The sequence below is a fragment of the Shimia sp. R10_1 genome (assembly GCF_017744095.1).
Taxonomy (GTDB): domain Bacteria; phylum Pseudomonadota; class Alphaproteobacteria; order Rhodobacterales; family Rhodobacteraceae; genus Shimia.
In genome coordinates, this window is sequence record NZ_JAGHQX010000015.1 from 20,748 (window position 1) to 44,934 (window position 24,187).

The window sequence follows — 24,187 nt, forward strand, 5'->3', positions numbered from 1 at the left end:
CAAGACTTTAGCCATCTTACCCTCGAAGCACTTCACCTTTAGGATCGAAGGGGGGTTCATGAAGGATGGTCGCCTTGTGTGGTTGCCCTAGAACCATGACGTCCACGCGGTCGCCGGGTTTGGCATTTTTCACATAGCCAAGCGCCAGAGACATGCCGACCGTGTAGCCGTAGGTGCCAGATGTCACTCTGCCGATACCTTCGCCATCCTTGAAGATAGGCTCACCACCAGTTGCGTCTGCGTTTGATGCGGTGACATCTGCCTCGTCGAGATGTAGCAGCACAAGGTGCTCACGGGCAGGGGTTTCCAGAACCTTCTGTGCGGCCTCTTTGTTGAGGAAATCTTTGTCAAATTTGCAAAGACGGTCCAGCCCCACTTCATGCGGCCAATATTCAGGGCTGTATTCGCGGCTCCAGGAGCCGTAGCCTTTCTCAACACGCATGGACATAAGTGCGCGGCTGCCTACGGGACCCGCGCCAAAGGCTTCTCCTGCTTTCAAAAGTGCGTCGTAGAGGCGTGCCTGATCTTCTGTTTTGCAATGCAGTTCCCAGCCTAAGTCGCCGGTGAATGATACGCGCAATGCGAGAAGTTCGACGCCAGCCAACTCGATTTTCGCTGAGCGCATGAAGGGGAAATCCTCGTTTGAAAGCGAGGTGTTTGTCATGCTTTGCAGCATATCGCGTGACTTCGGACCAGCCACGTTGAAGCCGCACATCGCTTCGGTATGGCTTTCGAAACTTGTGCCTTCTGGAAGCGCGACCTGCTTGAAAAAGCGCTTATGATAGCGTTCCGCCATGCCGGAACCTATGATCCAAAACTCATCCTCTGCGACGCGCGTTACAGTAAAGTCGCCCGCAATACCGCCGCGTTTGGAGATCAGCGGTGTGAGGCAGGAGCGGCCCACGGATTTCGGCATGTTGTTGGCAAAGACAGCGTTCAGATAGTCGGCGGCTCCTGGGCCTTTGCACACGTATTTGGCAAAGTTAGAGATGTCGATAATGCCAGCACGGTCGCGCAGCATTTTGCACTCCTCGCCAACGGGCCCCCACCAATTTTGACGGGTGAAACCGTTGGTGTCGACGCTGCCTGGCTGTTCGGCAAACCAGAGGGGGTGCTCCCAGCCAACGTTAAGACCAAATACGGCACCCATCTCTTTTTGCGTTTCATAGATTGGGCGCACGCGCGCTGGGCGACCGGCGCTGCGCTCTTCGTTCGGGAAGTGGATCGCAAACCGATGACCATATTGGTCAGCCACGCGTGCCTTGGTGAATTCCTTGGTGGCCCAAGTGTCAAATCGGGCCATGTCCCAGGCAAACATATCGTATTCGGTTTCACCTTCGATGATCCATTGAGCCGCCATAAGCCCCATGCCACCAGACTGGGAGAAGCCGGGAATGATGCCATTGCAGCAGAAATATCCTTCGACCTCTGGCACTGGGCCCATCAGAACGTTTGAGTCAGGGGACCAGATCATCGGACCATTGATGACGCGTTTGATGCCGGCCTCGCCGACTGCGGGAAGCCGTTCGATTGCGTTCATCATGTTGTCTTCGATCCGCTCAAGATCGTCAGGGAAGAGATCATGCGCAAAATCTAGCGGTGTGCCTTCTTCCGCCCAGAACTTCATGTCTTTTTCATAAGCGCCGACCAGAAGCCCATTGCCCTCTTGGCGCAGGTAGTATTCGCCATCGCGATCCGAGACCGATGGCAAACGCGTGCCGTGGCTTTCCACGTCGGTCATGGTTTCGGTCACAAAGTACTGATGTTCTGTTGGCTGCAGAGGCAGCTCGATACCAGCCAATTTCGCCACTTCGCGGCCCCAAAGACCTGCGGCATTCACCACCCAGGGCGTCTTGATGTCGCCTTTGGGCGTTCTGACGATCCAGGTGCCATCCTCTTGCTGCTCGGTCGCTGTGACGGGTGTGAAGCGGTGGATCTGAGCGCCACGCTGGCGGGCGCCAACGGCATAGGCGTTTGTGACACCTGAAGGGTCAACATTGCCGCCATCTGGTTCAAACATCACGCAGCGGATGCCATCGTAGTTCACCAGTGGGTTCAGCTTTTGCGCTTCTTCGATGCTGATTTCGTAGAAGTTCATGCCATAGAGCTTGGCTTTTGCAGCCTGGAGCTTGAGCTGATGCTCACGTTCTTCGGTTTGGGCCAGATACAGTGAACCGGGCTGAAAAACGCCGCAGCTTTGCCCGGTTTCTTCCTCCAACGCATTATATAGATTCATCGTATAGTGTTGGATGCGGCTGATATTGGTGCTGTCATGCAGTCCATGAATATTGGCCGCTGCGTGCCAGGTGGAGCCTGACGTCAATTCGTCTCGTTCCAGCAGGACAACATCTGACCAGCCAAGTTTTGTTAAGTGATACAGGATGGAGCACCCAATAACACCACCGCCGATGACCACAGCCTGAGCTTCTGTTCGCATTTTACTATCTCGCGCATTTGTCTGTCGCTGTGGTTCTTTCACATGCGAGGGTGCATCGACAATGTCCACAAAATTCAAGATCAGTTGAGGCAGCCTAAACCAAAGAGACGGGCGCCAGATTCAAAACAGACACGTTTCGCAACAGGCCACTTACTTGATGTTGTCGGAAGCAGGCAAAGTTGCGTGGAGGAACGCAGTCCTCTGCCGCGCCATCTAGGCGCAATGCGCTTTTTGACTCGCGCGTAGATTCAACTTGCTCGCTGCTGGTCGAAGAAAACGAGGTTGCTTGCGATTGGTGTGCGTACCGCAAGTGCTGCTTGTCGACTGCCGCGGCTTAGGTTTTTGCGCTCCTGGGTCGGTGATTGCCCAAATTCACGTCGATAGTTCAGGGAGAAAGAGCTTGTGCTGTCATACCCAACGGAGAGCGCCACTTCTTGAAGTGTTTTGTCGGTATACAACAACTTTTGCCGCGCTGCATCTAGTCGCAATTTGCGGTAGTAGGTTCCAGGGCTAACCCCAGTTTCTTTCTTAAAGTTACGCTCCAATTGGCGTAGGGACATTCCAACTTTTCGGGAAACGTCTTCGATTTTTATCTTGGTCTCAATATTGTCGGCAAACAGTTCAATTGCAGTGCGTATCGACGCGGGTAGACCGTCACGCGTATGGTTTTTCTGATATGTCGGCAGAATTTGCAGAGCATCGGCATCTCGAAGCCCTGCGTATTGGAACCAACACGCGGTTTCCACTGCGACGGGCTCTGAAATTTCCTCTGCGATGACCCCGAGCATAAACTCAAAAACCGCTGAAGTGCCGGCAAAAGTTAAACGATTGCGATCAACGGTGAACAATGTGTCATTCAAGATGAGGCGATCATATTTTTCCTGTAACGCTGCAGTATAGCAAAAGTGAGCACTACACTCATAGCCGTCAAAAAACTGTTCCTCCGCAAGGGCAAACAGGGCGCCGCTGACCGCGCCAAGCTTGGCACCATGGGACAAGAGACGCCTTAGGGATCCTGCGGTGGCGCGTCGGTCTTTAAAGTGTGCTGAAGCCCCTGCAAAAACAATAACCACGTCGGTGGCACCGATGTCTGGCAAGGGCTTGTCGGGGTTTATGCTCATTTGAGAGCTGGCGACTACGGGTTGCCCATCTTCAGAAACGACGTTCCAGCTTAGTCGTTGTTCGCTGGATATTTCATTGGCAGCACGCAACGGATCAATTGCCATCGAAAGCGCCGCTACTGGGAAATCGTCCAAACAAAGAAATGTGAAATGTGTCATCCTTGGTCTTCCTGGAAGACTCCCATGCAGAAGCAAACCGGGGGTCAGAATGTCAGGCGATGTGCGCGACCGCGCTCATAGAGCTTTCGGTTGAGTTCGTCAGCTTCTGGCGCGCCGTATTCAAGCGCAAACACAAAGGCGTGCGTTAAGTAAAAGCACGCGGCGTCATGGTCCTGACGCGCTTCAGACATTTTGGAAGCTTCGTGGTAGAGCTTGATCAATGCAGGCACATTGTAGTCGGTATGTGCCTGCAACAGCTGTCTGTCGAGTTCTTGAAGATCCAAGATCTTAGCCTTTCAACGAGATGGCGATATTCTTTGTGCGTACGTAGTTATAGAGTGCTTCAAGCCCTTTTTCGCGCCCGAACCCCGATTTTCCGACACCCCCGAATGGTGTTGATATGCCCCCGGCAAACCATTCGTTTACAAAGACCTGACCGGCACGCAGTTTGCGTGCGACACGATGTGCACGGGCTAGGTCGCGTGTGAAAATCCCGGCAACCAGGCCAAACTCTGTACCATTGGCCATCCCGATGGCCTCCGCTTCGGTATCAAACGGGGTAAAGCATGCGACGGGGCCAAAGATCTCTTCTTGAGCAACACGGCTGCTCGGGTCCACATCGGCGAGAATGGTCGGAGCCATGAAGTAGCCATCACGCTCCAGCCGTACACCACCGGCGGCCACGCGTGCGCCATCCTGTCTTGCGGTTGACGTGATCGCTTCGACCTGCGCCAACTGGCGGGCAGAGATCACCGGTGTGTGGTCCGGGTTTTTGAGGCCGTGTCCAACGCTTAGCCCATTGGCGAGACCCGCCGCGCGTTCGACGGCTTCTTCATATATGGACCGATGCACCAGCACTCGTGCCATGGCCGAGCAAACCTGACCCGCATTGTAGAAAATGCCGCTTTGAAGGCTAGCAATCAATGTATCCAAGTCTGCGTCGTCAAATACGACGGCTGCGGACTTGCCGCCTAACTCCATTAGTGCAGGCACTACGTTGTCAGCCGCAGATTTAAGGATGTTCTGGCCGGTTGGCACCGATCCAGTAAAGACGATTTGATCCACTTCTGGGCTTGTCACAAGGCGCGCGCCAAGATCGGAGCCTATGCCGTTCAAGATCGACACCGTGCCGGTGGGCACGTCGGCGCGTTCTAGCGCGAGGCCCAGCATCGCCAAACCGATTGGATCGAGTTCTGGCGATTTGATGATTGTAGAGTTGCCTGCTGCCATAGAAGGGGCCAAAGACCTGCCAGCGATGGACACCGGGAAGTTCCACGGAACGATCTGTGCCGATACGCCAAAGGGTTCAAACACGGTATAGTCCGCGTAGTCCGGACCAAGTGGTATGGATTTCCCTTCGATTTTGTCGGCAACGCCGCCGTAGTACTCGAAATACTGAGCGGCCTCTATGAATTCATCGCGGGCGGCCTCCAGGGTTTTGCCACTTTCACGACACAGTAGGACCGCCCCTTCATCTGCGATGTTGCGAATTTCTTGTGCGATGCGGATCATGAGGCGACCGCGTTCAGAGGGCTGCATGTCTGCCAGATCACCGCGTTCGAACGAGGTACGCGCGCTTTCAAGCGCGGCAGCTAGAGACTTCTCGCCTGCTTGAGCGCAATCTGCGACGTGCTCTTGGTTTCCAGGATCTTCTACCGCGATACGGTTCCCCGCGTCCCCTTCAACCCATTCGCCGGCCAGGAAGTTCCTAGCCAGCCCGTCTTTCACAAAATCGCTCATGCTGCAGTGCGGCCTTTCTCAATCTGAGACGCGACCCAATGGTGGAAACAATGGGTCGGGCCATCCATGGCAGGGGAGAAGCGTCCGCCATCAAATTTCACACCGTGGCGGCCTTTTTGCATACCTTCCACAACAAAGACGTCTTCTTGGAATACGGTTTTCCACAGAGCTGCGTTTTGCTCGCGCAGAGGTTCGTGTTCGGGGCTGTCTTCGGGTTTTTGTGCGTAATAGAGCTCGATGCGCTCATGGGATTTGTCGTGGCTGATCGGGTCAATCAGAAAGGCAAATCCATGGTCGCGCTGCACACCCAGCAGAGTGTTCGGATAGACCACGATATACTCTGCGCCTTCGTTCCACTTGGGGTCAAGGTTATCAAAGTCCTTGAGCTTTTCGCCGTTTTCACCTTCGAACTGGCGGTATACATAGGTGCCTTGGCCTGAGTATTTGCCCAACTCGTTGATGTTATAGTGATCTTCCAGACGGGAATAGCTATTCAGGCCGGGATGTACCCAGGGTAGGTGATAGCTTTCGCAATAGTTTTCCACCGCCAGTTTCCAGTTCGAATCCAGCTCAAGATATACCGATGCGCTTTCTCCGCCGTGGTACATGGGCTGGTCGAAATCTTTCCAGCGCTCCATTAGGTCTGCGTGTACCTCTTCAAACTCCGGAGCGTTGCCATCAATGTTCACAAAGACCACGTCACGCCATATGTAAGAGCGAATGCGCACCAAACCGAGTTTGGAAAAATCCAAATCTTCGTGAGTGTTTTGGCCCGGCCCACCGACATGCGGTGCGGTGCGAAGTTCGCCATTCAGGCCGTAACACCAGCTGTGATAGGGGCAGCGGATCGCGCCGCGGATTTTTTGAGGTTTGTCGACCAAGATCATACCGCGATGGCGGCATGTGTTCTGGAAGACGCCGATTTCACCGTTGCGATCACGCACCATCAGGAGAGGCATTCCGAGAAAATCGACGGGCTTGGCGTCGCCGGCGGTTGGAACATCTTTTCCAAAACCAATGCCGGACCAGTTGGCAAAGAGAACAGAGTCTCTCTCTTCCTTGAAGACCTCTGGGTCGATGTAGTGCGCGTTAGGCAGACCGTTTGCTGTGTTCACATCTCTGAGGACCGAAGCGAGGGGGGCGTGCTGGTTCATCGAACTCTCCTTGGCGATACGTGCTTGGCGTCTAATGGAAGTGATCAGACATTTTGCTCAATATCGGAAAAGTTCATTCAAGGTTGATTTGATCTAAACTCACTGGTCCGCGATGTTCTTCAGTATCCAGTTTTTGAGTGCCAGTGCGTTGGGTGTAAGTTTTTCGTCATTCTGCCCGCAGAGATAAAATCGATGGGGGGCGGGCAGGGTGTGAGGTTCAATTCCAACCAGCTTGCCGCTCTGAAGCATTGGTGTAACTAGCCGTCGCCATCCCAAGGCTATGCCGGCTCCCTTTTGGGCGATTTGTAGCGCTATTGAATAGCTGTTTACGCGCGCACCCTGCGCAATTTCACCTTCGTAGCCTAGCCCAGCGAACCATTCTGACCAACGCGTCCAAGTGGGGCTGGCGGCATCCAGGTGAATCAGTCTTTGTTTTGCCAATGCGTCCAAGTCTATGCCCTGCATTTGCGCGGCCAGAACTGGGGAAGCAACGGGAACCAATTCATCACGGTACACAGGCGTTTGGTGCACGGTCGGATTTGCTGCGGGCCCGTAACAAATGAAAAAGTCAAAGTCTCTCACGTGTTCGAATGGGCGATCTTGAGTAACTTGATGAACATTGATTGCCGGGTGTTCACGCCAGAAGTCAATCACTGTCGGGGACAGCCAGAGCGCAGCAACCGCGGTCGTCGACCCAACAGTGACTGCTTCATTCGTGCCTCGGTGACGTATGCGTGAAAGTTGCTGTGAAATAGTTTGGAATGAGGCCCCTAGAGTTTCAAACAGTGCTTTGCCGTCTTCTGTCAGTTGAACGCCTCGATGCTGGCGCAGAAATAACGCGCGCCCGAGTTCTTCCTCAAGAGCCTTTATTTGGTGGCTCACCGCACCAGGTGTGACGGAGAGTTCTTGCGCCGCATTTTTGAAGCTCATGTGGCGCGCGGCTGCTTCGAATGCGGCCAAGGTCGTGAATGGCGGGAGGTCGTAATGGCGTCGAGACATGGCGAATCCGGGCTGTAGGAATGGCTATGGGTGAGTTCAGTTCATCTTTGTATGAGTATTTTCCGAATTGAACGAGTCCTTCAAATACATTTTTTCCTCGTAAGTCATTTGGATGCACGCGCGCAATTCAGGTTACTCAGGATTGTACCCTGTATTTGCTTGCCCTTTCTGAGGGGTGAGTTCGCGCGTGCTGAAGCAGCTTTCTGCCATGAAAGCGAGAGAGGAAACGTTATGCAAACGGTCAACGCGCGATTGATAAAGAAGTCTGCACTTAGCCCGGATACCACAGATTTTGCTTTCGAAATTGCCGAGGGGCGTTTCCAAGGCCTAGAGGCTGGTGCCCATGTTGATATACACTTGGGCGAGGATCTGGTCCGTCAGTATTCCATTTGGAGCTGGAGTCTGGATGGGCGGCAGCTCAACGTTGCTGTGAAGCGAGAAGATGACGGCCGCGGCGGTTCTTTAGCTATGCACGCCTTGGAAGAAGGTGTGCAGGTCCAAATTGGCGGACCACGCAATCATTTCAAGCTACAAGCAGCTGATCGTTATGTCACGCTGATCGCCGGCGGCATCGGTGCAACGCCTTTGGTTGCTATGGCACGCGAGTTACTGAATGCCGGTCGTGATTTTCAGGTTGTATACTTGGTGCGCACAAAAGACCTGGCTGCGATGGACAGTAAATTCAAGGCATTGGGTTTGCAGGAATGGTATCGACTGCATTGTGATGACACGGATGGTGTTTTTGATTTACCTGCCTTGATGCGCAGCTTGCCAGTCGACAGTGATATCTACACCTGTGGACCCGAGCCGATGCTAAATGCTGTCCTTGACGCAGGTTCAGCGCTGCGCGGTGGAACAATTCATTTTGAACGGTTTGCCGCGATCACAGACGCCGATCATGGTGAAAATGAAAGCTTCGAGATTGAAATAAGTTCTAGTGGTGACGTGTACGCTGTCTCAGCGGAGCAAACCATCCTTGAAGTCTTGCAAGCAAACGGAGTGCATGTGGACTTTGGCTGTTCAGAAGGGCTGTGCGGTTCCTGCATGGTCGATGTCCTTGACGGAGATGTTGATCATCGCGACGGCATTCTGACCCCAGAAGAGCAGGCGACAAACAGCTACATGTGCACATGCGTATCGCGGGCCAAAAGCAAACGGCTCGTGCTCGATTTGTGACGGCTAAATTTACAAGAAAAACAAAAAAGACAGGGAATATCATGTCAATAAAACCGCCATTTACAGACCTAGAGATCAATCGATCTTCAAAGGGCTTTTATGAAGGGCACTCCATCGAAATCGCAGTGCTTAGCAAATCGATTATGATCGGGTTGGTCCTCTGGGCGCTCATATGGCCAGCCAATGCGAGCGGCGTTCTTGGGAGCCTCAACTGGCAACTACTGGAAACCTTCAACAGTTTTTATGTGATCATTGTTGGTGCCTTTGTGGTGTTTCTTGCAGTTTTGGCGATTTGGCCGAGTGTCGGCAAGTTGAGGTTGGGGGGCGATGGCGCAGCACCTGAGTTCTCTAACTTTTCATGGTTCTCCATGATGTTTGGCGCTGGGCTTGGGGTTGGTTTGATGGTCTTTGCGACTGCGGAACCTTTGAGCCTTTGGGGATCCAACCCCGTTGTGCTTTCAGGTGCGGTGGAAGCCAACTCAGAAGAGGCAGTAAGGTCTGCCTTCCGTTACACTTATTTGCACTACGGTTTTCATGCCTGGGCAGCCTATGTGGTGACAGGGCTTTCGCTTGCTTATTATGCCTATACTCGCGGCATGCCACTGACGATACGCTCCGCACTCACACCGCTCTTTGGCCGTCTCTTGAATGGGTTCGTCGGCCATGTAATCGATGTATTGGCGGTCGTCGCGACGATCTTGGGCGTTTCGGTCACCATCGGATTTGGGGTCAGCCAGTTTGTTGATGGTTTGTATGCCATCACGGGTGTCCAGTGGATTATGAATTTGAACGCTGATGTACCGACGCCCAGCACAGTCGGTCTTTTGGCGGGGCTTTGCGTTATCATGGGGTTGTCCATCCTGTCAGCCGTTTCTGGCGTTGGGCGTGGCGTGAAGTACCTGTCCAACCTAAATCTGGTTTTGTCCCTTATTCTGCTTTTGGTTTTTGTGATTTTTGGGTCGTTCGCTTTCGCGATGAACACTTACATCGCGTCGCTCGTAGACTACGTAATGAACTTCTGGAACCTCAGCTTTGGAGCCTACAGTCCTCAGTCTGTCGCAGAGTTTACTGCAGCGCTGCCTGCAGACGCGGTGCCATATGCTGAGGCTCTACGCCCTGGAGCGACAAATGCCTGGGGGTCTTTTGACGGTTTTGTATCTGGTCTGGAAGCGGATGCCGCCGCACTATCTGAAGCAACATTGACTGCAGTATATGCTGCAGGAGAGCAGCAGCGACAGTTTGGTTGGCAGGCCGGCTGGACCACCTTTTACTGGGCGTGGTGGATCGCCTTTTCACCATTTGTTGGTCTTTTCTTGGCGCGTATTTCCAAGGGAAGAACCATCCGTGAGTTCATTCTGGGTTGTGTGCTTGCGCCATCGTTGGTCTGTTTTGCTTGGATGGCTATCCTTGGTGGGACGGCTGTTGATCTCGAACTGACAGGTGGTGCGAATGGGGCAATTCTTGGTGCGTCAAACACCGCGAAATTGTTCGTCACTTTGGGCGAGATGATAAATGGCCCTCTTTTGACGGGCGTTACGGTGATGTGTGTTGTTTTGGTTTTGACCTTTCTTGTGACTTCGGCAGACTCGGGGATTCTTGTGATGAACACGATTATGTCTGGTGGTGACCAGGAGGTCGGCAATAAGCACAAAATTGTCTGGGGGCTGATCCTGACTGCCGTAATCGGTACTTTGATTTTTGCAGCAGGGGAAAACAAACCGCTTGATGCAATGCGCAATGCAATGATCATCGGGGCTTTGCCCTTCACGATGATTATGGGCTTGATGTGCGTGTCTTTGGTCAAAGCGCTTTATCGTGACGGAATGCGAAACAAGCGTCATGAGGCTGAGGGTGCTCTGGCGGGAGAATAGCTCTGAACGGTCAAATTCAAGCTTATAGGAAATGGCGCCGCTCACCAATTGGGGCGGCGCTTTACATTTTTTGGGCGCGCTGACGATGCGAAGCAAAGGAGCTTTGCGAGCATTGTGAAACACGATGATATGCTGCCTATCGATCGGCCTGGCCAAATTCAGGCCGTGTACGTTGCGGCAATCAAAACGATTACGATTGTTTCGCGTGTTGGAATTGATAGCATCTGCTCCTGATTGGGAGGCACTGTGCTGGAACATCGCGCGATCCTTGTTCGAAAACAGTGAAGGAACACAAGCATAAGAAGATCTGAGGCAAGTTATGGGCGATACTCGTTTTACCAGACGACAGGCGATTGTTGCATTGCTTGGAACCAGCGCATTGGCTGTTGGTGGGGGCCTTTGGGCTTTCAGTGCACCGTCCACTCAGACATTCAAAGCAAGTGAAGTGGTTGCAGACGCGCCCTTCGCGCATGGAGTCGCCAGTGGCGATCCTTTGCAGGACAGGGTGGTGATTTGGACCCGCCTAGACCCTGAGAGCGTACCTGATGAAACCGCAGAGGTTGAATGGGAAATCTGGGATGCAGCAGATACATCTGCTGTTTGGAAGGGCGTGTTTGCGACCAACGCGACGCGAGATTGGACAGTCAAAGTAGATGTTGCGGGCCTCGTACCAGGCCGAAAATACGTCTATCAATTCCAATTTGGCACATATGTTTCAAAGCAGGGTATAACGCGCACCCTACCTGCAGGTAGGGTTGATCAGGCACGCTTCGCGGTTGTGTCCTGCTCCAACTGGCAGTTTGGTTATTTTAACGCGTACGACCATATCGCAAGGTCTGGTCACTTTGATGCGATGATTCACCTGGGTGACTATATTTATGAATATGGTCAAAGCGAGAAATCCGGCAAACCAAAGGATGGCGCAATACGACTTCACGATCCAGCGCATGAAATCATTACACTGGACGATTACCGCACGCGGATGGCGCAATATCGCAGCGATCCTTCATTGCAACGCGTCACATCGGCGATGCCCTTGATCGCCATCTGGGACGATCATGAGACCGCCAATGACAGTTTTGTAGCTGGCGCTGACAACCATCAGCCTGAAGAAGGCGCGTGGCTCGCTCGGCGTGATGCTGCCTTGCAGGCCTATTTCGAATGGCTGCCAGTGAGAGAACCCGTGACGGGTCAATCCCGTACTGATCAGTTCCGGGCATTTGAATGGGGCGATCTTGCAACTATTGTTGCGCTCGAATCCCGCTTAGGCGGGCGCCAGGCGCCCATCATCATCGATGACTACTACGAGATGCTCTATAGCGAAAATGGCGCTGAAAAGTTCAACAAGGTGCTAAATGACCCGGCACGCGATATGTTGGGGCAAGCCCAGCGAGATTTTGTCGCGCAGACCTTTGGGGCGTCAAAGTCTGCCGGCAAGCCTTGGCGTCTGTTGGCCAATCAAGTGGTGATGGGGCGGGTGCAGACACCTGATTTGAATCCTCATGTGACACAAGAAGCCATTGATCGGATACGTCCGCTTTGGGCGGGGATCGATGATTTTGTCAAATTGTCTGGATTTAGGCTTCCTTTCGATACCGATCGTTGGGACGGCTACCCAGCAGCCCGCAAACGGCTCTACGACCAACTTGCCGACGTAGGTGTGCGCGATATGCTCGTCGTGACGGGTGACGCTCATGAATACTGGTTGAATGACCTGACCGATGATGCTGGAGCGAAGATGGGAGTCGAGATTGGTACCACCTCTGTGACCTCGGGAACGTTGAAAGGTTTCTTGGGGTCGGCGACGGAAAGCTATGCGCTGCTGATGACGCGCGAGAATGATGACGTGCGCTACTACAATCCGTTGCATAATGGATATGTGGATTTAACCTTGACCCCACATGAGGCTATTACCCGCTGCGTTGCAATAGATACTGTGCGTGCGAGATCCTACGGCGCCTTTGAGGCAGCTCGTTTTACAATCTGCCATGATGCTGAAAGCCTTAAGTTTATGCGGCCTAAGGGTTTGAACGTTAAGCAGTATTCGTTATTTCGAGGTTGGGCTTAGCGCTTTGGCCATTTTGACTTGGGGGTAAGATCCTTTGTGGGGAAGTGTGTCGCGTGACATGTTCAAGTGTCTCACAAAAAGACTATGCTTGGCGACTTCTTGAGACTTCAATAGGTGCTCCAAATTTCTGCCAGGCGTCATATTGAGACAGGAAAATCTCGCCGTTGAGCGCCTCAATCAGATGCGAGCGCCGCAGCCGGTCCATCACCGGGCCTTTCACCTCTGAAAGATGCAAGCCCACTCCCATGTCTTTCAGACGGTTGTTAATGGCCTCCAGACTTTCCAAGGCGGAATAATCCACTTCATTCACCGCTGAGAACATCAACACCACATCGCGCACCTCACAGCCGGCGGTGACACGGCTTTGGATCAAATCCTCAAGGAACCGCGCATTGACGAAGTAGAGGCTCTCATCCACCCGCAGCGTCACCAGCGCGGGCACGGTCTCCACCTCATGACGGTGGATATTGCGAAAGTGCTGCGTGCCCGGCACCAGCCCCACCTCCGCCACATGGGGTCTGGAGGTCTTATAAAGATGCAGCAGCACAGAAATGGCCACACCACTGGCCACGCCAACCTCCACACCCAGCCCAAGCGTCAGCAGGATCGTGGCCGCCACGGCGATGAAATCCGCGCGGGAGTATGCCCAGGTCTTTCGCAGGATCGAAAACTCCACCAGCGACAGCACTGCCACAATGATTGTCGCCGCCAGCGTTGCTTTTGGCAGGAAATACACAAGTGGGGTCAGCGCAACCGCCGCCACCGCCAGCCCCACTGCCGTAAAGATCCCCGCTGCAGGGGTTTGTGCGCCGGCATCAAAATTGACCACCGAGCGGGAAAAGCCCCCGGTGACGGGAAAGCCCCCGGTGAACGCCGCCCCCAGATTGGCCGCCCCCAGTCCAATCAACTCCTGATCCGGATCAATGCGCTGGCGTTTCTTGGCCGCAAGGGTCTGCGCCACCGAAACACTTTCCACAAATCCAATGATCGAAATCAGGATAGCAGGCAGCAAAAGCGCGCCGATAAGATCACTGCTCAGCCCCGGCAGGGTCAGCGGCGGCAGGCTCTGTGGCACATCACCAACAATGCGCACGCCCTTTTCCCCCAAATTCAGCCCCCAGACCGCAAGCGTGGTCGCCACCACCGCAAAAACCGGCCCCCCCTTAGCCAGAAGATCAGTCAGAAGCGGCCCCGTTCCAAGCTTTTTCAGAAGCGGCTTCAGGTTGCCGCGCACCCAAAACAGAAAACACGCGGCCAGAACGCCAATCACCACTGTGATCCAGTTGATCTCATTCAGATGCTGGGCAATCGACAACAGTATCTCCGGCAGCGTATGGCCATGGGCGCCGACGCCCAGAATATGTTTGAGCTGACTGGTGGCAATCAGGATGCCTGAGGCCGTGATAAAACCGGCAATCACCGGATGGCTCAGGAAATTCGCCAGAAACCCGAGCCGCAAGACACCCAAGAGCACCAGAAACACGCCGGAAAGAAACGCCAGCGTGAGCGCTGCAACCGCGTACCCAGCGGTCCCCTGCTCTGCCACCTGCCCTATGGTTGCCGCGGTCAGCAACGACACCACCGCCACCGGCCCCACCGCCAAGGCTCGGCTGGTCCCAAAGACCGCATACAGGATGATCGGCGCGATCGAGGCATAAATGCCCGCCTCCGGCGGCAACCCCGCCAACAGCGCATAGGCCAGCGACTGCGGGATCAGCATGATCGTCACGATCACCGCAGCGATCAAGTCATTTGACAGTGCGTTCCGGTCATAGCGGCGCCCCCAATCAAGAATGGGAACAAGCCGCCGCAGGGGGTGGGACATTGTGTTTTCCGTCATCTGAGTTTCACGGGCCTCTGCCCATCGCATAGGCCTACGCCCGTCCATCGCGAATAGGAACAGGCAGGCGCGCCGCTGGCGGGATGCGCCTTAGTTCGGAGCGACTTTGATCTTCTCCGGTTTTGCCAGCCACTCCTTCCCCTTGAGCATGGCCTTCCAGTAAATCGGTGGCAGCATGGTCTCCTTCAAAAACCACGCCGCCCGGCTGGGTTTGGTGCCATCCAGCAGGAAGGTAGGGAAACTGGGCTTGAGCACGCCGCCATAGCCAAATTCTGCTAGCACAATCTTGCCACGCTCTACCGTCAGCGGGCAGGAACCATATCCGTCATAGGCCGAAGTTGGCGAGCGCCCCGCAATATCCGCCACGATATTGTCGGCCACAGTTGGGGCCTGTTTGCGCGCGGCCGCAGCGGTCTTGGCGTTTGGCGCGTTCATCACATCGCCAAGGGACCAGATGTTGTCATAGCTCCTGTGGCGCAAGGTGGCCTGGTCCACATCGACCCAGCCCGCAGCATCCGCCAAAGGCGACACCCGAATGAAATCTGGCGCCACCTGCGGCGGGCAGACATGCATCATGTTAAAGTCCACCGTGACCTCCGCGGGATCGGTGTCTGGCTGGGCCACTTTGAACGTGGCCGTCTTAGCAGCCCCATCCACCGCAACGAGGTTGTGGAAGAAGTTCAGTGTCGCGTCGTATTTCTCCACATATTGCGAGAGCGCAGGGACATAATCTTTCACCCCGAAAAGCACCCCGCCGGCGTTCATGAATTGGATGTCGATGTGCTTCAGCCGCCCATTGCGGTGCCAAGCATCTCCGGCAAGATACATCGCCTTCTGCGGTGCCCCCGCGCATTTGATCGGCATCGGCGGCTGGGTGAATAGCGCACACCCCTCCTGCAACTCCTGCACCAACTGCCAAGTATAAGGCGCCAGATCATAGCGGTAGTTTGAGGTCACACCATTGCGGCCCAGCGTCTCTTCAAGGCCTTCGACCGCTGCCCAATCCAGTTTGAGGCCCGGACAGACCACCAGCCGATCATATTTCACCACCCGGCAGCCATCTAGAATGACCGCATTGTTTTCCGGCTCAAATGCCGCCACCGCGGATTTGATCCAATGCACGCCTTTGGGGATGAGAGATCCCATGGTCTTGGCGGTGGTTTGCGCCTCAAACACACCACCTCCCACCATGGTCCAGCCGGGCTGATAGTAATGGATGTCAGCAGGATCAATCACCGCGATATTGAGGCCCGATTGCCGTGCCTTCAGGCTGGCGGCAACCGCGATGCCCCCGGCACCTGCACCAACAATCACCACCTCAAAATGCGCGTCTCCGGTATCCGTGGGGGTTTTGCCTCCATTGGAAATACGCCGCGCCACGCCGTTCATGTCATAGCCTGCCGCTTTGGTGGCCGCGAGAATCTCCGCCATCGGGCGCGAATTGGATTGATGGAAAGACCACAGTGTCGCCGAGCGTGTGCCGGTCCGACAATAGGCTAGAACCGGGCGCTGGACCTCTTCCAAAACCGCGCCAAATGCGGCCACATCCTCATCGCGTACCATGCCCGATTGCACCGGCACATAGCGCGCCTCAATCCCTGCGGCCTTGGCTGCGGCTTCTATCTCTTCAAAGGAGGGCTGATCGCCTCCCTCGCCATCGGGCCGATTGCACAGAATGGTGCGAAAGCCCTGCGCGGCAATCTCGGCAATATCGTCGGCCACAATCTGCGGGCTGACCGAAACCTGATCGGTTAGTCGTTTGATGTTCATGTGAACTCCTCCTCCGGGCGGTTTTGGCGGATCGCACGCCTCTGCGCGCAGCGCCGCTTACAGGCCGTTGACCGGCACCTTGAGCATCGGGTTGCCGTCTTTATCAGTCGGCACTTCGCCCGCGCGCATGTTCACCTGCAGCGATGGAATGATGAGTTTTGGCATCGAGAGCTGCGCATCCCGCTCTGTGCGGAACCTGACAAACTCTTCCTTGGTTTTGCCTTGGCCAACGTGAATATTGGCCGCTTTCTGCTCCGCCACCGAGGTTTCCCAGGCGATGGCACGGCCGCCGGGGCCATAATCGTGGCACATAAACAGCCGCGTCTGGTCCGGCAGCGCCAGCACTTTCATAATGCTCTCATAAAGCTCTTCTGCCGAGCCGCCGGGAAAGTCACAGCGGGCAGAGCCGCCATCAGGCATAAAAAGCGTATCCCCGACAAAGGCCGCATCGCCCATCACATGCACCATGCAGGCAGGTGTGTGCCCCGGTGTATACATCGCAAAGCACTGCATATTTCCGACCATATAGATGTCGCCATCCTCAAACAGCGCATCAAACTGCGACCCGTCGCGCTGAAATTCGGTGCCCTCGTTGAACACCTTGCCAAACACATTCTGCACCACGGTGATCTTGGAGCCGACCCCGATCTTCCCGCCCAACCGCTCTTGCAGATAAGGCGCCGCGCTCAGGTGGTCGGCATGCACGTGGGTCTCAATGATCCACTCCAGTTTAAGGCCCTGTGTCTCGATCTGGCGGATCAGCTCATCTGCGTGATCAAAGGTGATACGCCCGGCGGCATAGTCGATGTCCATCACCGAATCCACGATCGCACAGCTCTTTGAAGACGGGTCTTTGACAATGTAGCTGATGGTGTTGGTCGCTTCGTCAAAGAACGCCTGAACCTCAGGTTTCACAGTGATGTTGACGGGATAATCAGTCATAGTTTTCTCCTCCTCAGGACGCTGCCTGCGCCCTTGGTCTTCCAAATCAGTGACCGCATCTGTGATTGCGTATTGACTGAAGGCGCGCCTCGGCGCCGCACCGCTGGCGTGCAGCCCTGGCAAGTTCCCTGCCAAAGCCAAACGCCTCTTGGTGCGGTGCAGAGCACTTAAGGCAGTCTCAAAAGGGATGCCCCTAACGCCCTTGGCCTGCGTATGGATTAGCAGTCGCGGCAGGTTTTGAGACCGACGATGCGGTAAAGCGGGCAATTCCCGACAAACGCCGTCAGGGTGAACACAGCGGCAACAGCCAAGGCGATCCAGAAAAGGACACCGCCTATAACGCCTGCAACCAGTGCCATATACACCAACGCCGCCGCGATGATCAGACGGCCGCCGCGGTCGATCATTCCCATGTTCTTCATCATTTTCGTCTCCAGGTCGAATCGTTGCGTAGCCACATTCGCATGCGGCGCGCGGAGACTTTGGTGACATGGTCACCAAGCGCCGATATTTTCCACAACGTGGACATGTTCATTAACGTGCAGCCGTCGATTTACCGACTTTGGTCTGTGGCTTGGGCGCTCTGCTGTTTGAAGTTGATATTTAGCTGTCATCTTTTGACAGAGAAGCTTTATCTGTTTGACGCAGTCTTGTTTGAGGACCGTCGTTAGCGGAGCGATTCTACTTGGCGGTAGGCCTCTAGTCTTTCAGGCGCGCTTCCGAAAGCTGATCTAGAATGCGGTCAAACATTTGCACCAAGGGCAGTGTTTCTTTTTCCAGTTCTGCAAAGTGCATTCCACGTAACAGCAGAGCTTTCAGCATAGTTGGATGTGCGCCCACACGGTCGGAGTGTTCAATTTCCTGACGCGTATACCATCTACCGCGTTTCAAAAGGTGCCGACCAATGCGTCGGGTTCTTAGGGCAATCAGAAGTGTCGTCATAAGGTTGAAACGGCGGAGAACCACGGACGCCGCAAGGCCATGAAATTCTTCGATGCGTTTTGCAAACAATGGATAAATATCGGAAAAAGCGAATGCATGAAACTCGTCGGCGGCAATCCATGCCAAGTCTTCAAAGCCAGCGCCGACAAAACTGTCTTCAAAGTCAAACCACCCGATTGTGCCCTCGGTGGCTACAGAAGCATTCGCGACTCTGTTGTCCCACTTTAGAAAGCTGGCGTCCGTTGGATTGAATTCTTTTGATACGCTATCTGGTTCGAAGCCAGAGAGTGGCACACCAAAAACTTCGGCCGTTCTTATAGGTCCATCGCAGAAGTACTTTCGTTTTTCCGGCTTGGCGAACAAGACCGGGACTTTAGCTTCTGGGAGTGGTCGACCAATCTCCAATTGGTAGTTGAATACAGAGACGATTGCCTGATCAAAAATCTTCAGCGCTTCGGAAGGTTTCAGTGCGCTGAGTTTACTGGCTAAACTTATAGACCCCATATCGGTCTGAAATAGGAATCCGTTTTGCTCGCCAATCAGCTGTGGAAAGTGGTCGGTGCAAGGGGCGACGTATTCCAATATACGCTTTTCTCGCGCCGCTCCTTTGGTGTTGCGCCGACGGGAGGCGATGAGTGTTCGATCTTCTAGATGTACTCGAAAAATCGCGCGATCCCGCCCTCCTGGACAGCTTGCTCGGATCACAGGAACACCAAAGTGTGTTTCCGTCGCCGTGATGAGTTCTGACACACTCACCCCGGCAACGGTTTCTAAGTCCTGTAATTTTGGCAATGCATTGGCCATTAATGCATCTGTCTTGCTGAAGCATTTGGTTTGAGCGCATCCGGCGATGAGCTGACCAAGTGCTGTTTGTTACGCTGTAGGCGGTCTAATAGCGAACGCAGCTTGGCGCCTCTTGGTGTTGCGCGCGCAAGAGTTGGTATACCGCTCTCGTCCCCAGTTTTAAGTTCCGGGAAGATTTCGAAGATTTCATCACGCGCGACCGGGGAAAGCGATTTGAGTGCTTCAGCGCCTGTGAAGAGGGTTTCGGTAATCGCGCCTTCGGACCAAACGAGTTCGTGATTTTCGCACAGGAAGTGATAGTAGGACACGCCATCAGGATTGTCTTCGAGAACTTCAATTCCATCAAACTTGGTTAGTTTTTTGGCGGCAACCAAAACTTCCTTTTGCCCAAACATGCGCTCTGCGACTTTTGAAGAAAGGAACACTCTGTGTTGTGGGCTAACAATCAGATCTCGTTTTGGCAGGCCTGCCCCAAGCGCTCCGGTACAAATACGCACAGGCTTTAGGTGCGGGCGCATATCCAGCTCTTCAGCAGAAATATGTCTGCACCCGATCCAGCGAATTTCTTGAGCGCCTCTGTCTTTGGTTGAGACCAGGTCTCCAGCACTTAGTGCGTCGATCTCGACGTCGCCATTTGGTGTCAGTATGCGCGTTCCTGCGGTGAAACAGACAACCGTGAAATTGATCTCCTCAAAATTCTCAAAGGAGATGTTTCCGATTTGACCACTCTCGTCTCCGGAGGTGATTTGATAAGTGCCGCGGGGGAAAACGCCTTGAACATTTCCATCAAGGATGTCGCGCAGAGTTGGTTGCCCCTGTCCGCCGAACTGGATCGTTTGGCCTTTCGAAGATGTGAATACACCCGTGGCGCTGCTGTCCAAACCGGTGATGGTAGACACATCTGTTATATTTGTGGTCAGAGTGATCTTGTCATCATTTGCGGTTTCGTCAGCTACATAATGTTCGACAGATTTGACGGAATCTCGATACCCAGAGCCCAGCTTGTCAACATGACCGTTGCCGCCATTGTCGATGAAGGCATGGACATGTTCGTCGGTGGGATCGTCGCTGACATAAGTGTCGCGCTCAGTGCCGCCATCGATCTGGTCATTGCCATCGCTGCTGACAAAGGTGTCCTGACCGCTTTGACCAAAAAGCCGATCGTGCCCCACGCCGCCGTCGATCACGTCCTCGCCGCTGCCACCAATCAGAAAGTCGTTGCCATAATCCCCTTCGAGCGTGTCATTGCCACCGTCCCCTTGCAGCAGATCGTTGCCATCGCGGCCTTCGATCCGGTTGTTCCCGCCATCGCCCGTGATCCAGTCATTGCCGCTTGACCCGATAACGTTTTCGAAATTGGTCACAGACTCGTGGTTGACTACGACATTGTTATGATTGACCAACTTCGCGTAGTTGGTGTTCATGTCGAAACGTACGTGCGAAATACCGTTGCCGTTCGCGCCGTCAAAAGAGACGGTGTCGTTACCTGCGCCGCCATCTTGATGGTCAATGCCCTGACCGCCGATGACCAGGTCATTTCCGTCTCCACCCAATAAGGTGTCGTTGCCGCCACGTCCATCTAGTGTGTCATTGCCACCCTCACCCTTGAGTTCGTTTCCACCCTCGGTGCCGGAAATCTTGTCATTCCCCCGGGCGCCAATTGCGTTCTCAAAATTACGTACCGTTTCGACGAGTGGGCCGCCATTCAGGCGACCAGTGCCAGCTTGTAGATCCAGCTCTACAAATTCTGATGCCGTTCCAAAGGAATCCACGTAGGAAACGGTGTCATTGCCGGCGCCCCCGTCCATTGAATCCGTGCCGAAGCCACCAGCAACGAAGTCGTCTCCGTCCCCGGCCATCACCGTATCATTGCCTTCGTTGCCAAAGACGGTGTCGTTGTCGGCACCAGCTTCCACTGAGTCGTTGCCGAGGCCGGCGACAATGGAGTCGTTGCCTCCACCTCCGGATAAGGTGTCGTGGCCTCCTCTGCCATATACGACATCGTTGCCGCTTGCGCCTTCGAGCCGGTTATTCCCTTCTGTGCCCGCAATTGTATCGTTGCCGGCGCTGCCTATTGCATTTTCGAAGTTCGTCGCGGTCTCTGTGGTACCATCGCTTAGGCGCGCTGTGCCGGCCTGTAGATCAAGGTTGACGTTTTCATTGGCTGATCCAAAGGCGCGTTGGAAGCTGACCGTGTCGATGCCTTCACCACCGTCCATATGGTCTGTGGACATACCCCCATCCACAGTGTCGCTACCGCTGCCACCTTTAAGTGTGTCAGCGCCCCAATGACCATATAGACTATCGTTGCCTTCGTCACCTTGAATGTAGTCGTGGCCAACACCCCCATCTACGGTGTCATTGTTTTGGCCGCCATAGAGTACATCGTTGCCGTCGCCGCCTAAGATCGAGTCGTTGCCTGCGCCGCCATCGACAAAGTCATTACCTGACCCTGCATCAATGGTGTCATTGCCTGCCACATCGGGCGTTTCCACAACAGAAACGTTGTCGATTTTCCCATCACTGCTGTGATGTTCTCCTTTGGCTGTGGTGTTTACAATCCGCAGCGTGGCGTTGGAGGTGGTGGCGGTGAAGGTGAAGCTAACCTTCTGTGTGGTGTTGTTCTGAACTGCAACGGACTCAGAGGAAATGACATTGCCATCAGCGTCTAGTACATCAATCCGGAAACCGTGATGGGCCGCGCCAGTATTGTTTTCATAGAGATCTAGCGAGACTGTATGCTCTGCGCCAATGTTGGTCGCAAAGGTCTGCTGAATGGCATCATTGCCCGCAGCACGACCGCCGTTGTTGAAACTTACGTCGCCACCAATATGCGGAGCAACGCCGTCGCCGTTGCCGTCGATACGTTGCCAGCCTGCGCCACCCTGGTTGAAATTACCATTGGTGAGCAGGTTGCCGGTGTTTCCGGTATCATTGTCGCCATAAATGCGGTCATTGCCATCGCCAGCGTGGATACTGTCATTGCCACCGCCGCCGAATACAGTGTCGTTGCCTATTCCGGCATCAACTGTGTCATTGCCTGTGTTGCCTGCAATAACATCGTGACCAGAGCCACCTTGTACGACGTCGTTCCCGCTGCCAGCATCTACGTAGTCGTTGCCAGATCCGGCATTCACGGTGTCATTGCCACCATTGGCGTAGATGATGTCGTCATTGCCACCTTCGGTTGGAAGGCGTGCATCGTTTGAATCAACGCGATCTCCGTCGCCATCTCTGTAGCCGGGGAAAATATTGTCGTTGCCATTGCCGCCGCGTACGACACCGTCTGGACCAAGCTTTAAGGGGCCTAGCGAATTGCCACCGCCACCGCCACCGCTGCCACTTCCGCTGCCACTTCCGCTGCCACTTCCTCCAGACATAGCTATTCCCCTATTTTTGGCCGTTCAAAGGTCGAATTCCGCGTTTGTTTGAATTTGGGCCGTGAGGAGTGAGGTCGTTTTCGGTTCCTCTTGTGCCAAATCCGTCATCTTAGTGCGGCTATCGTCAAACTAAACATTTGTAAATAAAAGATTAGTCACGCAAATTTCAGACATGATGATGTCGTTTTTTGACCATATGCGTCGGTTCGGAGAACGGGGAGGCTTTATTGTTTCGGGGTCGTGTGCAGTCTCTGGGCTGGCACATAATTGCTCTACCAAAAATCGCGTTTTTCTGATTCGTGAGGGTGGTCAAAGTTGCCTTGCCGGCCCTGAGAAGGCATGGATCTGCCTTCCCAGTTGTATTCTTGCATCGCCTTATGCAGGCTGGAACTCATATGAGTTGATGCTGTCTTGTTTCATCTCAATCGAGAAGCCCGGCAATGAGGGGGCAAGGTAGGCCCCGTTTTTGACAACACAAGGGTCGACGAAATGCTCGTGAAGATGGTCGACGAATTCGATCCGCCGATCGTCTTTCTCTCCGCAAATCGCGACGTAGTCGATCATAGACATATGTTGCACGTATTCGCAAAGGCCAACACCACCTGCATGCGGCCACACGGGCAGGCCATACTTATGGGCGATCAACATCACAGCCAGCACTTCGTTCAGTCCACCCATGCGGCAGCTGTCAATTTGCACCACGTCGATTGCGCCAGAGACAATCAGCTGCTTGAACATGATGCGGTTTTGGCACATTTCGCCGGTTGCTACTTTGATGGGGGCAACGCCTTCGCGGATCGCTTTATGCCCCAAAACATCGTCTGGGCTGGTGGGTTCTTCGATAAACAGAGGTTTAGCGAAGGCCAATGTGTTGACCCAATCGATCGCTTGGTCAACATCCCATACCTGATTGGCGTCGATCATGATATTCATCTCTTCGCCCAGCTCTTCGCGTGCGATTTTTAAGCGACGAATATCGTCTTCCAGATCCCGGCCAACTTTAAACTTGGTATGGGTAAATCCAGCGTTTTTCGCTTCTCTGCAGAGGCGACGCAGTTTATCATCAGGATAGCCCAGCCACCCTGCAGACGTCGTATAGCAAGGGTATCCCTCGGAAAGCAGCTTATCGATGCGGTCCTGTTTCCCTGCTTCAGCCTTGCGCAGGATATCGAGAGCTTCCTCTGGGGAGAGCGCGTCCGTGAGATACCTAAAATCGATCAGCCGTACGATCTCTTCTGGGCTCATTTCTGAAACGAGTTGCCAAACTGGTTTGCCTGCGTTCTTTGCCCAAAGATCCCATGCCGCATTGATAACCGCGCCCGCGGCCATATGGATGGCGCCTTTGTCTGGACCGATCCATCTGAGCTGGCTGTCGCCGGTAATGTGGCGCCAGAAACGCCCCATATCTTCAATAATCCAGTTTAACTCCAGTCCTTCGACCAGAGGTGCCAACGAATTAAGAGCCGTCACACAAATTTCATTGCCGCGTCCGATTGTGAACGTCAGACCATGCCCTTCATGTGCTCCGTCTGTTTCCAGCACGATGTATGCGGCTGAATAGTCGGGGTCTGGGTTCATTGCATCTGAACCATCAAGGCTTTCAGACGTGGGGAATCTCAGATCGTGTGTTCGAATTCTGGTAATCTTTGTCATTTCGCTGCTACAACGTTTTGTGTTTGCGTTCCCAGTCCCTGGATGCTGAGTTTCATTTTATCGCCAGGTTTGAGGTATGTTTGCGGGTTTTGTCCCATGCCGACGCCTGGTGGTGTTCCTGTTGAGATGAC

General features: G+C 54.2%; 17 protein-coding genes. 3 read left to right on the forward strand and 14 right to left on the reverse strand.

Going from position 1 to position 24,187, the window contains the following annotated elements:
- Positions 1-16: 16 nt before the first annotated feature.
- From J7413_RS19185 to J7413_RS19210, 6 genes are all read right to left on the reverse strand, one after another.
- The gene (locus tag J7413_RS19185; protein WP_209101234.1) at positions 17-2,437 is read right to left on the reverse strand and encodes an FAD-dependent oxidoreductase; all 2,421 of its coding nucleotides are present in this window, start codon (positions 2,435-2,437) and stop codon (positions 17-19) included.
- Positions 2,438-2,685: 248 nt separating this feature from the next.
- The gene (locus J7413_RS19190; RefSeq protein WP_209101236.1) at positions 2,686-3,717 is read right to left on the reverse strand and encodes a helix-turn-helix domain-containing protein; all 1,032 of its coding nucleotides are present in this window, start codon (positions 3,715-3,717) and stop codon (positions 2,686-2,688) included.
- A 44-nt stretch (positions 3,718-3,761) separates the two neighbouring features.
- On the reverse strand, positions 3,762-4,001 hold the full coding sequence (locus J7413_RS19195; RefSeq protein WP_209101239.1) for a hypothetical protein: 240 nt from the start codon (positions 3,999-4,001) through the stop codon (positions 3,762-3,764).
- A 4-nt stretch (positions 4,002-4,005) separates the two neighbouring features.
- A complete protein-coding gene (locus tag J7413_RS19200; protein ID WP_209101242.1) occupies positions 4,006-5,457 on the reverse strand; it encodes an aldehyde dehydrogenase family protein in 1,452 nt (483 codons plus the stop codon).
- Positions 5,454-6,611 (reverse strand): aromatic ring-hydroxylating dioxygenase subunit alpha, encoded by a 1,158-nt coding sequence (locus tag J7413_RS19205; protein WP_209101244.1) that lies wholly within the window; start codon positions 6,609-6,611, stop codon positions 5,454-5,456. Before J7413_RS19205 ends, J7413_RS19200 begins: the two co-directional genes overlap by 4 nt.
- Before the next feature lie 99 nt (positions 6,612-6,710).
- A complete protein-coding gene (locus J7413_RS19210) occupies positions 6,711-7,610 on the reverse strand; it encodes a LysR substrate-binding domain-containing protein (protein WP_209101247.1) in 900 nt (299 codons plus the stop codon).
- A 231-nt stretch (positions 7,611-7,841) separates the two neighbouring features.
- Between J7413_RS19210 and J7413_RS19215 the strand changes: the two genes are divergently transcribed.
- From J7413_RS19215 to J7413_RS19225, 3 genes are all read left to right on the forward strand, one after another.
- Complete coding sequence (locus J7413_RS19215) at positions 7,842-8,786, forward strand: PDR/VanB family oxidoreductase (protein ID WP_209101249.1); 945 nt, start codon at positions 7,842-7,844, stop codon at positions 8,784-8,786.
- A gap of 41 nt (positions 8,787-8,827) precedes the next feature.
- Positions 8,828-10,657 (forward strand): BCCT family transporter, encoded by a 1,830-nt coding sequence (locus J7413_RS19220; RefSeq protein ID WP_209101282.1) that lies wholly within the window; start codon positions 8,828-8,830, stop codon positions 10,655-10,657.
- A gap of 319 nt (positions 10,658-10,976) precedes the next feature.
- Complete coding sequence (locus J7413_RS19225) at positions 10,977-12,725, forward strand: alkaline phosphatase D family protein (protein WP_209101251.1); 1,749 nt, start codon at positions 10,977-10,979, stop codon at positions 12,723-12,725.
- 82 nt (positions 12,726-12,807) lie between these two features.
- Here J7413_RS19225 and sulP read toward each other — a convergent pair whose 3' ends face one another.
- The 8 genes from sulP to J7413_RS19265 form a co-directional block, all read right to left on the reverse strand.
- Complete coding sequence (sulP, locus tag J7413_RS19230) at positions 12,808-14,550, reverse strand: sulfate permease (protein ID WP_209101285.1); 1,743 nt, start codon at positions 14,548-14,550, stop codon at positions 12,808-12,810.
- Between the two features lie 105 nt (positions 14,551-14,655).
- Positions 14,656-16,335, reverse strand: a complete 1,680-nt coding sequence (locus J7413_RS19235) for a bifunctional protein tyrosine phosphatase family protein/NAD(P)/FAD-dependent oxidoreductase (protein ID WP_209101259.1) — start codon at positions 16,333-16,335, stop codon at positions 14,656-14,658.
- A gap of 57 nt (positions 16,336-16,392) precedes the next feature.
- Complete coding sequence (locus tag J7413_RS19240; RefSeq protein ID WP_209101261.1) at positions 16,393-17,277, reverse strand: MBL fold metallo-hydrolase; 885 nt, start codon at positions 17,275-17,277, stop codon at positions 16,393-16,395.
- A gap of 218 nt (positions 17,278-17,495) precedes the next feature.
- Positions 17,496-17,702 carry a DUF2892 domain-containing protein gene (locus J7413_RS19245; protein WP_209101264.1) on the reverse strand — a complete coding sequence of 69 codons (207 nt, stop codon included), beginning with the start codon at positions 17,700-17,702 and terminating at the stop codon, positions 17,496-17,498.
- Positions 17,703-17,976: 274 nt separating this feature from the next.
- Entirely contained in the window at positions 17,977-19,023 is a 1,047-nt protein-coding gene (locus J7413_RS19250; protein WP_209101267.1) for a hypothetical protein, read from the reverse strand.
- The gene (locus tag J7413_RS19255) at positions 19,023-22,403 is read right to left on the reverse strand and encodes a Hint domain-containing protein (RefSeq protein WP_209101270.1); all 3,381 of its coding nucleotides are present in this window, start codon (positions 22,401-22,403) and stop codon (positions 19,023-19,025) included. The genes J7413_RS19250 and J7413_RS19255 overlap by 1 nt, the downstream gene beginning before the upstream one ends.
- 375 nt (positions 22,404-22,778) lie before the next feature.
- Positions 22,779-24,056: an L-fuconate dehydratase gene (locus J7413_RS19260; protein WP_209101273.1), complete on the reverse strand. Its 1,278-nt coding sequence runs from the start codon at positions 24,054-24,056 to the stop codon at positions 22,779-22,781.
- Positions 24,053-24,187: fumarylacetoacetate hydrolase family protein (locus tag J7413_RS19265; protein ID WP_209101289.1), on the reverse strand; the 135-nt coding region annotated here is incomplete at its 5' end. The genes J7413_RS19265 and J7413_RS19260, both read right to left, overlap by 4 nt.